Source organism: Filifactor villosus (assembly GCF_042652965.1).
Taxonomy (GTDB): Bacteria; Bacillota; Clostridia; order Peptostreptococcales; family Filifactoraceae; genus Filifactor; species Filifactor villosus.
Map to the genome: position 1 here is coordinate 1 of NZ_JBHSHL010000032.1, position 14,280 is coordinate 14,280.

Here is a 14,280-nt window from a genome sequence, read left to right on the forward strand (position 1 = left end):
ATTTGACAAAAAAATAAAGCATTTAGAATGCTTATAGTGATTTTTTCCCTTTTAAACTGTCAAACTCCCGAACGGAAGAATAGTTATGTCCGATTTGCAGGTGCTCAGCAATGCAAGAGGCAACAGCATATCCTTCTCTGAAGTAGAAATAACTTTTTCGCTTTGTGTCTATATTGTACACAAGAATAATCCTGCAAAGAACTTGACAAAAATCGTAAGGGTTGGTATGATAATGAAGTTATAAGCCGCTCATTTCAGGTTTGTAAATATGAGATCCTATAAAAATCTCATTGCCTGGCGTGGCGAGTTCTCAAAAGAGGAGGTGCAATATGTACGCAGTTGTTGAAACAGGTGGAAAACAATACAGAGTGCAGGAAGGCGATGTGATTCGTGTTGAAAAGCTCGATGTTCAAGCCGGAGAAACAGTAAACTTGAAAGTCTTGGCTCTGGGCAAGGATGGCGAAGTTGTCGTTGGAGAAGGAGCGGCGTTTGCAAAGGTAAGCGCAAAGGTAGTCGAGCACGGCAAAGGTGATAAAGTGATTGTTTTCAAGTATAAGCCGAAAAAAGACTACAGAAGAAAGCAAGGACACAGACAACCTTACACGGAATTGGCTATTGAAAGTATTCAAGGCTAAGAACTATGATTCGTGTTTTGATCACAAAAGACAGTCGCAAGAAAAGGTGGAAAATTTCCCTTAAAGGGCATGCTGACTATGCTAAGAGAGGGGAAGACATTGTTTGTGCCGGGGTTTCGATCTTGGTGCAATCGATATTTAACGGATTGACGGAAGTGTTGGGCTACAAGCTCTCTTATCGGGTGAAGGACGGATATTTTTCGTTTCAATTGCCTACCTCGTATTTGGAAAACGACGAGAGAGTAAAGGTGATGTTGGATACACTTGTGCTCAATCTCAAAGATTTGGAAAAAACGTACAAAAAGCATATAAAACTCATGATAGAGGAGGTGCACTGATGCTTAGAATTAATCTTCAACTTTTTGCGAGTAAGAAGGGAGTAGGTTCTTCCAAGAACGGCCGTGATTCCGCTGCAAAAAGACTTGGTGTAAAAGCAGGTGACGGACAGTTGGTTACGGCAGGTTCCATTCTGGTTCGTCAAAGAGGAACGAAAATCCATCCGGGAACAAACGTAGGCAGAGGTGGAGACGATACCTTGTTTGCAAAGGTAGACGGACATGTAAAATTCGAGAGAAAAGACAAGAAGCGTAAGCAGGTAAGTATCGTTCCGGCGGTAAATCAATAACAGAATGATAAAAAGAATCGGTCTGACCGGTTCTTTTTTATTGGAATAATTGCTTGAATTGTGATATGATGAAAAAGTAAGAAATCATTTTCCCGTAGCAACAAAGACGATGTTTTAAAGAAAATCGAAATGGAAATGATGCTTATCTCAAGAGAAAGCAAATTGAAAGGAGAAGTTGTAATGTATAATTACTATCATTTGGCACATACGGATGAAGAAGTTTTTCAGGTTTTGAAAAAGGAGTTGGATAGACAGAGAAAAAACTTGGAGCTGATCGCTTCCGAAAACATTGTCAGCGATGCTGTGATGGAAGCGATGGGTACTTGTTTTGCAAATAAATACGCGGAAGGTTACCCGGGCAAACGCTACTATGGAGGTTGTGAGTTTGTAGACGAACTGGAGAATATAGCGATTGATCGGGCAAAGAAACTTTTTGGAGCGGAGCATGCCAACGTTCAGCCTCATTCGGGCTCTCAAGCTAATATGGGAGTGTATTTTGCAATGCTTGAACACGGAGACAAGGTGCTTGGAATGGATCTTTCGCAGGGAGGGCACTTGACTCACGGTTCTCCTGTCAATATTTCGGGTAAGTACTTTACCTTTTTTGATTACGGTGTAGACAAGGAAACCGAGATGATCGACTACGATGTTCTACGAGCTCGGGCAAAAGAGGTACAGCCTAAGATGATCGTTGCGGGAGCCAGTGCATATCCCAGAAAGATCGACTTTAAGAAGATGAAGGAAGTGGCGGATGAGGTAGGGGCCTATCTGATGGTCGACATGGCTCATATCGCAGGCATCATTGCAGCAGGATACCATATGAACCCCTGCGAGTATGCAGACTTTGTGACAACGACAACACACAAGACCTTGAGAGGACCGCGCGGAGGTATGATCCTCTGCAAGGAAGAATATGCAGCTAAGGTTGACAAGGCGATCTTCCCGGGGATCCAGGGAGGACCGTTGGAGCATATCATAGCCGGAAAAGCGGTTTGTTTCCAAGAGGCGTTGCAGGAAGAATTTAAGGTCTATCAAAAACAGGTGCTCGACAATGCAACTGCTTTGGCGGGATCCCTTCAATCTCACGGCTTTAAACTCGTATCGGGCGGAACGGACAACCACTTGATGCTCGTAAGTTTGATCGACAAGGGAATTACAGGTAAGGAAGCTGAAACGAGATTGGATGAAGCGAGAATTACCGTCAATAAGAACTCCATCCCCTTTGATCCGCAAAACTTCTTCAAAACATCAGGGATCCGTATCGGAACTCCCGCTGTTACGACAAGGGGAATGAAAGAAGAGGAGATGAAAAAGATCGGAGAGGCGATCTCTGTAGCATTGATCGACAACGATATTGCAAAGGCAAGAGATATCGCGGAATCTTTGACAGAGAAATTCCCTATCTATGAGAACAAGAGTGAGAAGGTTCTTCACTGGGGACAGAACTTTTGGGATAAATAAGATGTATTGATATCAATAGGCGGTCTGCTGTAGCTTTGTTGCAGCAGACTGTTTTGTATTCGGCACTATTCTTCGCTAGAAGTGTGGTTACATTCATAAGCTGAACAATTGATTTATCACCCATAGAATAAAGAGTCGAAACATCAATCGCTTGAATGAATGAACAATAGTATAAAATACAGTGAAGCAACAAAGAGATAGACATTTTGGAACGGAAAGAATACTTTTCTTGGGTGATATTTGTATTACTTGGTAATCGAAGATTATAGTCGATGTTTTCCGATCGAATTGTCAGAGTATAGAAATATACCATTGCCGAAAAACGGTTTGGGTGATCATATATTTTAAAACACTCAAGAGAGCAGTTTCAAAAGACAATGGTATAAAAACGAAATTTTGTTATCATTATTGTGGAGGTCATATGATTCAAAGACTCAGAATTTGGAAGTTCAATCACCGTACTTGGATATACAATACACAGTACATTGTATACTCTCTGATATTGTTGGTATTTGTAATGCTGATCGATTTGAGGTATTGGGAGTTTCAGGACTATATTCCCCGCATATTTTTTACCAGTGTGAGTTTGGCAAAAACTGTACTTGCAGCTCTTGCGGGAGCACAGCTTACCATTACGACATTCACGTTTTCGACGATCTTATCGATTATGGTCAACTATTCTTCTAATTATTCCCCGAGGGTAATTGAAAATTTTGTAAAGCAGAAGATCACGATGAAGGTACTCGGAATTTTTTTCGGAGGTTTCTTCTATAGCATCACTTCCTTAATTTTCATGAGGGATCTTTTAGAAGAAAAAATGGTGATAGCGGGATTTGTGGGAGTTGTCTATGCCGTTGTATCGATGATCTATTTCATCCTCTTTGTCCAAAAAGTGATCCACAGTATGCAAAGTACGAACCTGATCAGCGAGATCTATGAGGAAGCTCTCGGGGTGATCCGTCAAGAGGTCAAAAAGAGGGAAGAAAACGACGGATTTGTCTACCAGTCGCAGGGGGATGCTGTTCCTGTGATTTCGGAGATAAACGGGTATTTAAGTTTGGTCGATTATTCGATGATCACTGATCTGTTGAAGGAGGAACCGAACAAGTTTGTGATCGAATGTAAGGTGGGGGACTATATTACGGAGGGCACGGTCCTGGGCTATTTGAGCAAAAGTGAGAAGGGAACTCCGGACGAAGATTTGAGTTCCAAGCTCAACAGGGCGTTTCTCGTACAAGAGGAAAAAGTTTTTATGAACGATTATCGTTACGGTATTACAAAGTTAGTCGAAATTACATTGAGGGCGATATCTCCGGGCATCAATGATCCCAATACGGCTATCCACTGTATTCGAAAAATCAGCCTCTTACTTGTCCTGTTGTCCAAGAGTGCAGCGCATCATATTGCGATAAGAGAGGATGAGAATGTGCAGATCGCATATACCTGCCATAGTTTTTCTCAAGATCTGTACGAGACCTTCTATCAGATCCTTCACTATGGGAAGGAGGATGTGTCCGTGATGCACGCACTTCTCGAAGGAATGGAGTTGTTGTATCATAACGCCTGCAAAGAAAACAGGGAGATCATCCTCAACTATGTTCAGGAGATCTATCAAAGTGATATCGATATGAAGAGAAATGACTACGATCGCAAATATTTGAAGGACATCTATCATAGGATTGTGTTGATACAAGGAATGTGATCAAAATGAAACATGGAAGATAAAAAACCGGATTGAAAAAGATATCTCCGATGCTTCAATGAGTTTGACAGATATGAACGATAAATCGACATCCGATGTTCGCATATATTTTTTGATAGAATTCATTAAACTTATTTATATTCTTGATTTTAGGGTATAAATAATAATGAACCAAATATGAAAGATATGAAAGGAGAACCGAGATGGGTGCAATAAGTTGGATTATTTTAGGAGCGTTATCCGGATGGATCGCAAGTATTATTAAGGGAAAGAACCAAAGCATGGGTGCTATAGCCAATATCGTTGTAGGTGTTGTAGGAGCGATGATAGGAGGCTTTATAGCAAGCTCATTCGGAGGTGCCGGAGTTACGGGCTTTAATCTCTATAGCATCTTTATTTCCGTAGTAGGTGCGGTAATATTGCTTACGGTATTAAATATGCTGGGAGGCAAAAGATAGAATAATATAAGTTGCATAATAAAACTTCGGCTTCAAAAGAAAATATATTTCTGATTGAGGCCGAAGTTTTTTTCAAAATGAAATCATTCCTGAAAGCAATGCAAAATCGATAGTTTAGAGATTTGTTAAACTGAAAACGTTTTTAAGATATTGACAATTGGATAATTTTGCTTTATCTTATAGTATATATCTTTAGAAAATTAAGAATAATATGTTTAGATATAACGATTTTTTGGACTCAATAACCAGTTTGACAGGCATAGGAGAGTAATTAAGAATGAAACGACCGGTAAAAAATGTTGCAGCAATCCATGATTTATCAGGAATAGGAAGGGCATCGCTCACAATGATACTCCCGATACTATCAACGATGGGGGTGCAGGTGTGCCCGTTGCCCACAGCAATATTGTCCTCTACAACGGATTTTGAACATTACAGCTTTTTGGATTTGACAGATCATATGAGGGAGTACATTGAAAATTGGAAGCGACAAAGTTTGGAGTTTGACTGCATTTATTCCGGTTTTTTAGGTTCATCCAAGCAGATTGATATCATTGAAGATTTTATTTCTTATTTTAAAACAGAGAACAACTTGGTGGTAATAGATCCTGTTTTGGGAGATAACGGCAGTCTATATGAAACCATGGATGATGAGATGGTTCAAAAAATGAGGCAACTTGTCTCTAAAGCCGATATGATCACTCCTAATTTTACAGAAGCAATGTATTTGTTACAGAGGCCTTATTCCAATGAGGTAACTAAGGAAGAGATCAAGAGGTGCTTGAAAGAACTCTCTGATATGGGTCCCAAGACAGTTATCGTCACCAGTATTCCTGATAAGCAAGGAGTATTTACAAATACCGTTGCATATGAGAGAGAAGCCGATACTTTCTGGAAGGTAAGTTGTAAGTATATCCCCGCCTTTTATCCGGGGACGGGAGATGCATATGCCAGCGTGATTATAGGTAGTCTGCTTCAGGGAGACAGCCTTCCGATCGCTTTGGATAGAGGAGTACAGTTTGTGACCCAGTGTATCCGTGCCAGTTACGGATTTCAGTATGATCATATTCAAGGAGTTCTCTTTGAGAGAGTTTTGGACACGCTGAAGTTGCCTGTGATTTCGGCGAGTTATGAAATGATATAGGTACTTGAGTTTGGGAGCTTGATGAACTATAATTATACTTAAACGTAATATATAATAAAACCATAAAGGCTTATATTGAGCATAAACTCCATTAGGATTATGGAATGATGTAAGTGTTAAATGTGTTACTTTTGAATGTTGTTGTTTATAGAAGTAAACTATGTTTGGAGGAGGAAGGAACATGAAAAAGAAAATCGGAATGTTATTGCTGATCTTTTGTCTTTGTACAACCGGTATGAGTCACGCTGTGACCATCGTCGTCAATCAGGTTGAACTCAAGACGCAGGTAGAGCCCCAAATTGTGGGAGGAGTTACCTATATTCCCATTTCCGATGTCGGAGTTGCTTTGGGAACGGAAGTCAAATGGGATTCTTCAACCAAAACCGTTACATTGAAGAAAGAGGGAAGTAATGTAAAAATACGACTTAACAGCAGAACGGCAAAGATTAACAACGTTGATGTTGAGATGATGCAATCAGCGAAGATAATTCAAAACAAGGCTATGGTGCCGCTTAATTTTGTGGCCACTGCGTTCGGTGCGGAAGTACAGTGGGACACCGTAAACAAGGCTGTGCTGATTACTTCGGGGAGTTCCGCTCCCGTTCAAAAAAATGTGGCGGCGGTTCTACCTGTTGAGCATACATCCGATAATGGAAAAGTGGAATCCCACCAAACATTTAAAGATGCAAACTCTGTAAATGTGGTAATCTCACCCGGGAATTCAAACAGCATTTTTCCTATGGAAGAGCCGATGATAAAGGGTAATATCAACAATAAGGGTGAAAAGTTCTACTATCTTCCCGGTTCCAAGAACTACGATAAGATAAAAATGAATCCGAGCAGGGGGGACAAGTATTTCTATTCAGAGGCGGATGCCGTAGCGGAAGGATTTTTGCCCGGTAAATAAAACAATAGTATCATAAAAACCATCTCATCAAACAGGTTAAAAAAGCTATCTTCTTCGTTTTCGAGAAGATAGCTTTTTTGTTTCCCTTTCTACAAGGATTTATTCCAGAGTGATCACCAATTCGTTATCGGTTACTGTTTCACCGACGGAAATTAAAACCTGTTCAATCTTTCCTTCGCTTGCAGAGAGAACAGTCGTCTCCATCTTCATGGCTTCTACGACCATGAGAGGCTGATTTACAACAATGGGGTCTCCTGCTTTTACGAGTATATCGGTAACCGTTCCCGGAATTGGAGGTGAAATGTGCTTCGGGTTGCCTTTTTCTGCTATCCTTCGGCTGTCCTTCTTCACTTCCACGGAGCGATCAAGGACTTCGACTTCTCTTGAAGAGCCGTTTAATTCGAAATAAACGGAGCGGATACCTTGCTCGTCGGCCTCACTGTATCCGGTGTAACGGATGTTGAGAACCTTTCCGTCCTCAATCTCAACATCGATCTCTTGCCCCTTTCTCAGTCCGTAGAAGAAGACGGTAGAGGGGAGGTTGCTAATGTCGTTGTAAAGCTCGATGTGTTTGCAGTAGTCCGAGTACACCTTGGGATATAGAGCGTAACTCAAGATGTTTCGGGGATTTGCAATATCTGTATAAAGAGAGTTTAAGCGGTCTCCGATCTCTTGGAAATCTTCATCGGGAAGAAGCAGTCCGGGACGGACCGAAATCTCCTCCCTGCCTTTTAGAACAATTTCTTGTAACTTTTTAGGGAATCCTCCCTCGGGTTGTCCTATATAGCCCATAAAAAATTCGACTACGGAATCCGGGAAGGACAAATCCGCTCCTTGTGAAAAAATGGTTTCTTTGGTCAGATTATTCTTTACCATAAAGATAGCGAGGTCCCCCACGATTTTAGAGGAAGGGGTTACCTTTACAATATCTCCCAAAAGAAGATTTGCTTCACGATAGGCTTCTTTGATTTCCTCGAATCGATCTGCAAGTCCTAAGGACTTGGCTTGGGGCAGAAGGTTGGAGTATTGACCTCCCGGGATCTCGTATCTGTAGATCTCCACGGAAGGGGTTTTCAACTCGGGCTCAAACTTGGAATAGATCTTGCGGACCTCCTTGAAATAATTGCTCACTTCATTTAGGTGATGGAGATTGAGACCGGTATCTCTGGGGGTGTTTTGGAGAGCCGCGACGACGGCATTTAGGGAAGGCTGAGAAGTCAACCCCGACATAGATTCCAAGGCCATATCGGCAATATCGACACCGGCTTCCGCAGCCATGAGTACAGTGGCGACTGCATTTCCGGAAGTATCGTGAGTATGCAGATGGATGGGGAGATCGACCTCCTTCTTCAAGGTAGAGATCAACTCCTTAGCAGCATAAGGTTTTAAAAGCCCCGCCATATCTTTGATTCCCAATATATGGATGCCCATGGACTCCAGTTCTTTCGCCTTTTTTACATAGTATTCCAAATTGTACTTCGTATTCTTTTTCTCGAGAATGTCTGAGGTGTAGCAGAGGGTTCCTTCGACGATTTTTCCTGTACTCAGAGCTGTTTCTATGGGAAGCTTCATATTCTCCATCCAGTTGAGACTGTCAAAGATTCGAAATACATCAACTCCTTGTTTGGCAGACACCTTGATAAATTCTTTAACGACATTATCGGGGTAGTTTTTATATCCGACAGCGTTTGAAGCGCGCAGCAACATCTGTTGAAGAACATTGGGCATAAGTTCGGTAAGTTTTTCGAGGCGTCTCCAAGGAGACTCTTTGAGAAAACGATAGGCGACATCGAAGGTCGCTCCTCCCCAAGTTTCCATTGAAAATGCATCCTTGAAGGCGCTGTTACATGCCGGAGCAATTTGCAACATATCGTAGGTCCTCATCCTTGTGGCAAAAAGTGACTGGTGGGCATCTCTCATGGTTGTGTCCGTTACATAGAGCTTGTTGTCCCGTTTTATCCTTTGAGCGAACTCTTCCGCTCCCAATTTCTCAAACAGTTGTTTGGTTCCGCCTTCCTCATAGGGAAATCGAACGTTTGGAATGCGAACATCTTCGATCTTCGGATCATAGCGTTCGTTGACAATGATATCTCCGATGAAATTCATCAACTTGCTCGCTCTATCTTTGCTTCCCTTGATCTCAAAAAGGTCCTTTGTATCTTCGATAAAGGAAGTGTAACAGTCTCCCTTCAGGAAGGTCGGGTGATTCAACACATTGATTAGGAAGGGAATGTTGGTCTTGACTCCTCGAATCCGAAACTCTTTGATTGAGCGAAGAGCTTTTCTTGCAGCACCTTCAAAGGTTCGATCCCAAGAAGTCGTCTTTACGAGCAAGCTGTCGTAGTAGGGGCTGATTTCGGCTCCCGTAAAACCGTTTCCGCCGTCAAGACGAATCCCGGAACCGGAGGCGCTTCGATAGACGGAGATCTTTCCGGTGTCGGGCATAAAATTTTTGTTCGGGTTCTCGGTCGTAACACGACACTGGATGGAGAATCCTCGTACATCGATGCTCTCTTGAGAAGGGAGGTTAATTTCTTTGGAACTCAAGGGATGTCCCATGGCAATAAGAATTTGGCTTTGAACGATGTCTATGCCTGTTATCATTTCTGTAACGGTGTGTTCTACTTGTATACGAGGGTTCATTTCGATGAAGTAATAGTTGTTCTCCCTGTCCACGAGAAACTCCATTGTACCTGCACCGCTGTAGTTTACGTTCTTTGCCAATTTGACGGAATCAGAAAGAAGACGACTCTTTGTATCTTCATCGATAGAAAAAGAAGGAGCAAATTCGATCACCTTCTGATGCCGGCGTTGGAGGGAGCAGTCTCTCTCAAAGAGGTGAACAATATTTCCGTACTTATCTCCGAGGATCTGTACCTCGATGTGCTTGGGGTGCAGAAGGTATTTTTCCATAAAGATAACATCGGAGTTAAAGGCTTTGATGGACTCACTCATTGCGTTTTGAAACTCCGTCTGCATCGCTTCACTCGATGAAACGATTCTCATTCCGCGACCGCCACCGCCATTGGCCGCTTTCAAAATAACGGGATATCCAATTTTTTTTGCGATATTGAGGGCTTGCGTATAATTTTTAATGGGATGTTGGTATCCGGGGATTGTTGGGACACCGCATTGAAGCGCGACTTCTTTTGCGCTGATTTTGTCGCCCATCTGCAACATGGTTTCAGATTCGGGACCGATAAATTCAATGCCGTTTTCCCTACATAACTGTGCAAATTCAGCGTTTTCGGAGAGAAAACCGTAACCGGGGTGGATGGCATCGACCTGCTTGGACTTTGCGATCTGTATAATACCTTTCATATCGAGGTAGGCATCGATGGGACCTTTGTTCTCTCCTATCAGGTAAGATTCATCCGCCTTGGTACGAAAGAGAGAGTATTTATCTTCTTTTGAATAGATACCTACCGTTCTTATTCCAAGTTCGGATAGAGCGCGAAAAATCCTTATAGCGATCTCTCCGCGGTTGGCGACCAAAACTTTTTTAAACTGCTTTATTTGCATGGTTTACATCCTTTCTTTATCTCGATTATACTATTCTCGATTTGAACTGTGCAGACGGACAATTGGTTCTTCATCAGTTACTAATAATGTTATTTATTGTTGGGACATATCTGAAAACGTCTCAATAATATAAAAAACAGATTAATAAAATTTCAGTAGAAGCTAACGATACAATTTAAGAGGATTATCCTGACAGTTACAAAATCTTTTAAACTGCTTGATTTTATTAGACAACATTCAAGTTTGTAACATTTGGATATTTTTCTGTCCGGTTATTGTTCTATTGATATTATATAACTATCTTTAGTTTTCAGATACGTCCTGATATCAAAGTTCTGTAATTCGTGGGAGACGGAACTGATTTTATTGGCTGTGGAAATAGGTGCGATAATATTTCTGTCGGATATAGGGTCAGAGAATCTTCTTCGCTCCTTCGTTCGAAAGTATTGTCAGCCCTAAAACATAGAAGAACCTGTGAATTTTTATACAACATTCTAGGGACTACTATAACATGCAAGAAAGTATATGTCAATCATTCATTTTTATACACGCTTTAACGCATGAAAAAAACCAATAAATATTTAAAAATAAGCATTTGAAAGACATGTAACAATAGGATTTAAATTAAAAGAAAAATGAATAATATGATTCAATTGATTATAATTATGCTAAACGAATAGATTTTTGTGAAAGGTAAAATAAAGCATATAACTGCAGTGGTTTTTAGAATATCATATTTATAATTAAATGTATCATAAATAGGAATTGCAAGGAAATATGTACACTATAATTACGAAATATACAAGCATAATGTATTGACAGATATACAAACAGTATGTTACAATTATGTATAAGAATACACAATATTCTGTATTTTAAAAAGTAGTTGTGTATTTGGGCCAATATGGCTTTTGTAACAGGTATATTGATTTTGGTGTGTGGTAAGGAGGCGAAGTAGTATGAAACTAAATCGTAAATTTTTATCTTTCTATTATGATGGTGTTGAAGAGTTTCCTGACTATGTTATTGAACCAAAAAAAACGATGTTACTTATTGTCGATCTTCAGAATGAATTTTGCTTGAAGGATTTCGGAGAGGCTCTGGGATTTAAAGAAGCGGGGGACTGGGAACGATGGGAACCTCACTATGACAGATTGGAGAAGATTGTAATACCCAATGCAAGAAAGGTTTTGGATTTTTTTAGAGAGAACGATTTGCCTGTCAGCTTTGGAAGAATCGCATGTTTGCGTGAGGATGGGGAAGACCGTTCTCCTGTTCAAAAGACCGAAGGGTGGAACGGGATGTTGCTCCACGTAGACAGCTATGCTGCGGAAATGGTTAAAGAATTAACACCCCGGAAAAATGAGATTGTTGTAAATAAGACTACAGATAGTGTTACGACAGGAACAAACTATTTGCAACTACTTCAAAATATGGGAATTACCACGGTAGTGGTGTGCGGAATCGTAACGGATCAGTGTGTAGCTTCCACGGTAAGAGGTCTGGCTGACGCGGGATATCAGGTCATAACAATAGATGATGCCTGTGCAGCTCCTGATATGCAATTGCATGATACGGAACTGAAAATTATGAATATTATCTATACCTATGTAATGGAATCGGATGATGTAATCAAGCTGATTAAGGAAAAAATATAGGGAAATAGTTTGTTCGTGATTTGAATGCTTTCTATATGAGGAAGAATTTGAGTAAAGAAAGATCGGATTTTTTAATAGGACAAATGGGATGAAGATTTTAAAGAAAACAGCCGATCTTTCTTTACTGTATGGAATATAAGCATTATAAGGATACTTCATAATTGAAACGGAAGTGTGTATATAAAAGATATGTTTTTTGAACTGTTCATTTTGCATATTTTTCATATTCTAAAATGACAGTAAGCAATATGACATGTCCTTTGTTAGCGATAGTTTCTTGGAATATATTTAAAATGGAAAAATTGGATTGGAATTAAAAGCTGTTCTTTGGTGTAGATAGGAAGGTTTTTTTGAGAAGGTAAGTCAAAAATAGATTTGATTGGTATAATCGAAGAGTTTTGATTTGGTAAACTTAAATAAAAAAACTTAATTTATCTGAATTAGGAGAATGTCATGAGCGAAAATAAATTCAAGAAAGAGTTAGGACTATTTCAAGTTATTGCAATGGCTGCAGGAGGAATGATTGCAGCGTGGATGGTAGAGATTAAATTATGGTTTGAATTGAGTGGGGTAGGTTCTTCGGTAGCTTTGATTACTTGTGCTGTACTTGTCTTATCTTTGTGCTTGATTTATGCTGAGTTGACGGGTATGTTGCCTTATGCCGGGGGAGCTAATATTTGGATATCGAATTCTTTCGGATGGAATTCGGGATGGCTTTGCTTTTGGTGTGTAATGCTCTTGTACATTATGGCGATGCCTACTGTATCTTATGGGATAGCGAGTATGTTGGGATACTTGTTTCCGGTAACATTTTTACAGGTTAAAATTATTGCGGCTGTAATTCTTTTGGTTTGGTTTATTTTGACAAATTTTGAAATTAAATTTTTAGCAAGAATCCAGAATGTATTATTTTGGTCGACTCTGGTTGTTTCTATTTTAGCTTCGATAACATTTATCGGGAGTGAGCAATGGAGTGTGGATACTATGAAGCCTATCTTTCCCGAAGGTTTCAGTGGATATAGTGCCGCGGTAGGGCTTTTGATCATGAAGTTTGTAGGGTTTGACTTGATTCCTCAATTATCTGAAGAAACAAATTTTCCAAGAAAAAAACTTATATTAGCTTTTATCGGTTCTTTGTTTCTGACTGTTCTGATCTATGGTCTTGCGGTAATTGGAGTAGGAGGAATTGTTAGTCAGCAATGGATAGCCGAAACTGATATTGTCGATCCAAGGGTTGCAGATATTATAGGGAAACACTGGTTAGGAGTAGTCCTCGTAGTTATGGGAACGGGAACTTGCTTAACTACCTTGTCGGGTTTTTGGCTTTCTGCTTCACGTACATTATATGGAGCTGCAAAGCAAAGACAATTTCCTATTGTATTTGCAAAGATCAATAAAAATGGTCAGCCTCATATAGCTAATATTCTCGTAGGTGTAGCTTCGGTTTATTTTACCGTTTTTGCGCCGGAAACTTGGGTAAATTACATTTATACAATATATGGAATTGCAGCAGGATTAGTTTATTTGATGGTTGTATTGAGTTTTTTGAAGTTGAGAAAAAAACAACCTAATTGGGAAAGACCATTTTATGTTAAGCATGCAAATATAGTTGCTACTGTCGGAGTTTTGTTTTGTGTTTGGGTTTTGATTGCTTCTGTCATGGCTATGGAGATAGGAGCTTGGTTTACGTTATTGGGGTATGCTGTTATAGGCATAGGGTTTTGGCTATATGCAAGGTATAAGCAGAAGTCGGAACCGGATGCGTGGAAGCCCGTTATCATTAACCCGGAAAATACACCTATAAACAGTAAATGATTCTAATTTTATGAAAATGGGGTATGTTTTTTTAGAGATGGTTTTGTAAGACCATCTCTTGTTTTTGTTTCAGAACGTCAGGAAAACACCTCATAATTCGAAAAAGTAGTAGAAATTTAGTTTTTCTTGAACAAACCCATTCCTGAAAGCTTTTATTTGGAGGGATTTCTACACTTTGTGAATCAAAGGGGAAGTCATTTTGTGCCTTTGTGCGTATTTCCTTAGTATCCATTTTTCGGTAATGATAAAGATATTATATTTGACAAGAAATAGTCGTTAAAATATAATCCCGTCTTTGACAGTTTTAGAATCGAAAAACCCACCAAACACATTGCAACTAAATGTATTGGCGG

Annotated in this window: 11 protein-coding genes; 10 read left to right on the top strand and 1 reads right to left on the bottom strand. The window is 40.1% G+C overall.

Annotated elements, in window-relative coordinates:
* The first annotated feature begins 329 nt into the window (after positions 1-329).
* The 8 genes from rplU (at position 330) to ACFO4R_RS08085 (ending at position 6,932) form a co-directional block, all read left to right on the top strand.
* Positions 330-635, top strand: coding sequence for a 50S ribosomal protein L21 (rplU, locus tag ACFO4R_RS08050; protein ID WP_379788573.1), 306 nt, complete (start codon positions 330-332; stop codon positions 633-635).
* 5 nt (positions 636-640) lie between these two features.
* Positions 641-973: a ribosomal-processing cysteine protease Prp gene (locus tag ACFO4R_RS08055; protein ID WP_379788574.1), complete on the top strand. Its 333-nt coding sequence runs from the start codon at positions 641-643 to the stop codon at positions 971-973.
* On the top strand, positions 973-1,260 hold the full coding sequence (rpmA, locus tag ACFO4R_RS08060; protein WP_379788575.1) for a 50S ribosomal protein L27: 288 nt from the start codon (positions 973-975) through the stop codon (positions 1,258-1,260). Before ACFO4R_RS08055 ends, rpmA begins: the two co-directional genes overlap by 1 nt.
* A 180-nt stretch (positions 1,261-1,440) precedes the next feature.
* Positions 1,441-2,721: a serine hydroxymethyltransferase gene (locus ACFO4R_RS08065; protein ID WP_379788576.1), complete on the top strand. Its 1,281-nt coding sequence runs from the start codon at positions 1,441-1,443 to the stop codon at positions 2,719-2,721.
* A 421-nt stretch (positions 2,722-3,142) separates the two neighbouring features.
* Positions 3,143-4,423, top strand: a complete 1,281-nt coding sequence (locus tag ACFO4R_RS08070) for a DUF2254 domain-containing protein (RefSeq protein WP_379788577.1) — start codon at positions 3,143-3,145, stop codon at positions 4,421-4,423.
* A gap of 203 nt (positions 4,424-4,626) precedes the next feature.
* The gene (locus ACFO4R_RS08075) at positions 4,627-4,881 is read left to right on the top strand and encodes a GlsB/YeaQ/YmgE family stress response membrane protein (protein ID WP_379788578.1); all 255 of its coding nucleotides are present in this window, start codon (positions 4,627-4,629) and stop codon (positions 4,879-4,881) included.
* Positions 4,882-5,158: 277 nt separating this feature from the next.
* Entirely contained in the window at positions 5,159-6,025 is an 867-nt protein-coding gene (locus tag ACFO4R_RS08080) for a pyridoxamine kinase (protein WP_379788579.1), read from the top strand.
* A gap of 181 nt (positions 6,026-6,206) precedes the next feature.
* Positions 6,207-6,932 carry a copper amine oxidase N-terminal domain-containing protein gene (locus ACFO4R_RS08085; RefSeq protein ID WP_379788580.1) on the top strand — a complete coding sequence of 242 codons (726 nt, stop codon included), beginning with the start codon at positions 6,207-6,209 and terminating at the stop codon, positions 6,930-6,932.
* Positions 6,933-7,031: 99 nt separating this feature from the next.
* Here the strand turns inward: ACFO4R_RS08085 and ACFO4R_RS08090 are convergent, their stop codons facing one another.
* Positions 7,032-10,454: a pyruvate carboxylase gene (locus tag ACFO4R_RS08090; protein WP_379788581.1), complete on the bottom strand. Its 3,423-nt coding sequence runs from the start codon at positions 10,452-10,454 to the stop codon at positions 7,032-7,034.
* 959 nt (positions 10,455-11,413) lie between these two features.
* Between ACFO4R_RS08090 and ACFO4R_RS08095 the strand changes: the two genes are divergently transcribed.
* Together ACFO4R_RS08095 and ACFO4R_RS08100 are read left to right on the top strand one after the other, a co-directional pair.
* Positions 11,414-12,112 carry a cysteine hydrolase family protein gene (locus ACFO4R_RS08095; RefSeq protein ID WP_379788582.1) on the top strand — a complete coding sequence of 233 codons (699 nt, stop codon included), beginning with the start codon at positions 11,414-11,416 and terminating at the stop codon, positions 12,110-12,112.
* Between the two features lie 453 nt (positions 12,113-12,565).
* On the top strand, positions 12,566-13,927 hold the full coding sequence (locus ACFO4R_RS08100) for an APC family permease (protein WP_379788583.1): 1,362 nt from the start codon (positions 12,566-12,568) through the stop codon (positions 13,925-13,927).
* Positions 13,928-14,280 lie beyond the last annotated feature (353 nt).

Bases quoted from the DNA above. Each gene is read 5' to 3' on its own strand.
- ACFO4R_RS08090 (WP_379788581.1), bottom strand. From the start codon at position 10,454: ATGCAAATAAAGCAGTTTAAAAAAGTTTTGGTCGCCAACCGCGGAGAG.
- ACFO4R_RS08100 (WP_379788583.1), top strand. From the start codon at position 12,566: ATGAGCGAAAATAAATTCAAGAAAGAGTTAGGACTATTTCAAGTTATT.
- ACFO4R_RS08095 (WP_379788582.1), top strand. From the start codon at position 11,414: ATGAAACTAAATCGTAAATTTTTATCTTTCTATTATGATGGTGTTGAA.
- ACFO4R_RS08075 (WP_379788578.1), top strand. From the start codon at position 4,627: ATGGGTGCAATAAGTTGGATTATTTTAGGAGCGTTATCCGGATGGATC.
- ACFO4R_RS08080 (WP_379788579.1), top strand. From the start codon at position 5,159: ATGAAACGACCGGTAAAAAATGTTGCAGCAATCCATGATTTATCAGGA.
- ACFO4R_RS08085 (WP_379788580.1), top strand. From the start codon at position 6,207: ATGAAAAAGAAAATCGGAATGTTATTGCTGATCTTTTGTCTTTGTACA.
- ACFO4R_RS08070 (WP_379788577.1), top strand. From the start codon at position 3,143: ATGATTCAAAGACTCAGAATTTGGAAGTTCAATCACCGTACTTGGATA.
- rpmA (WP_379788575.1), top strand. From the start codon at position 973: ATGCTTAGAATTAATCTTCAACTTTTTGCGAGTAAGAAGGGAGTAGGT.
- ACFO4R_RS08055 (WP_379788574.1), top strand. From the start codon at position 641: ATGATTCGTGTTTTGATCACAAAAGACAGTCGCAAGAAAAGGTGGAAA.
- ACFO4R_RS08065 (WP_379788576.1), top strand. From the start codon at position 1,441: ATGTATAATTACTATCATTTGGCACATACGGATGAAGAAGTTTTTCAG.
- rplU (WP_379788573.1), top strand. From the start codon at position 330: ATGTACGCAGTTGTTGAAACAGGTGGAAAACAATACAGAGTGCAGGAA.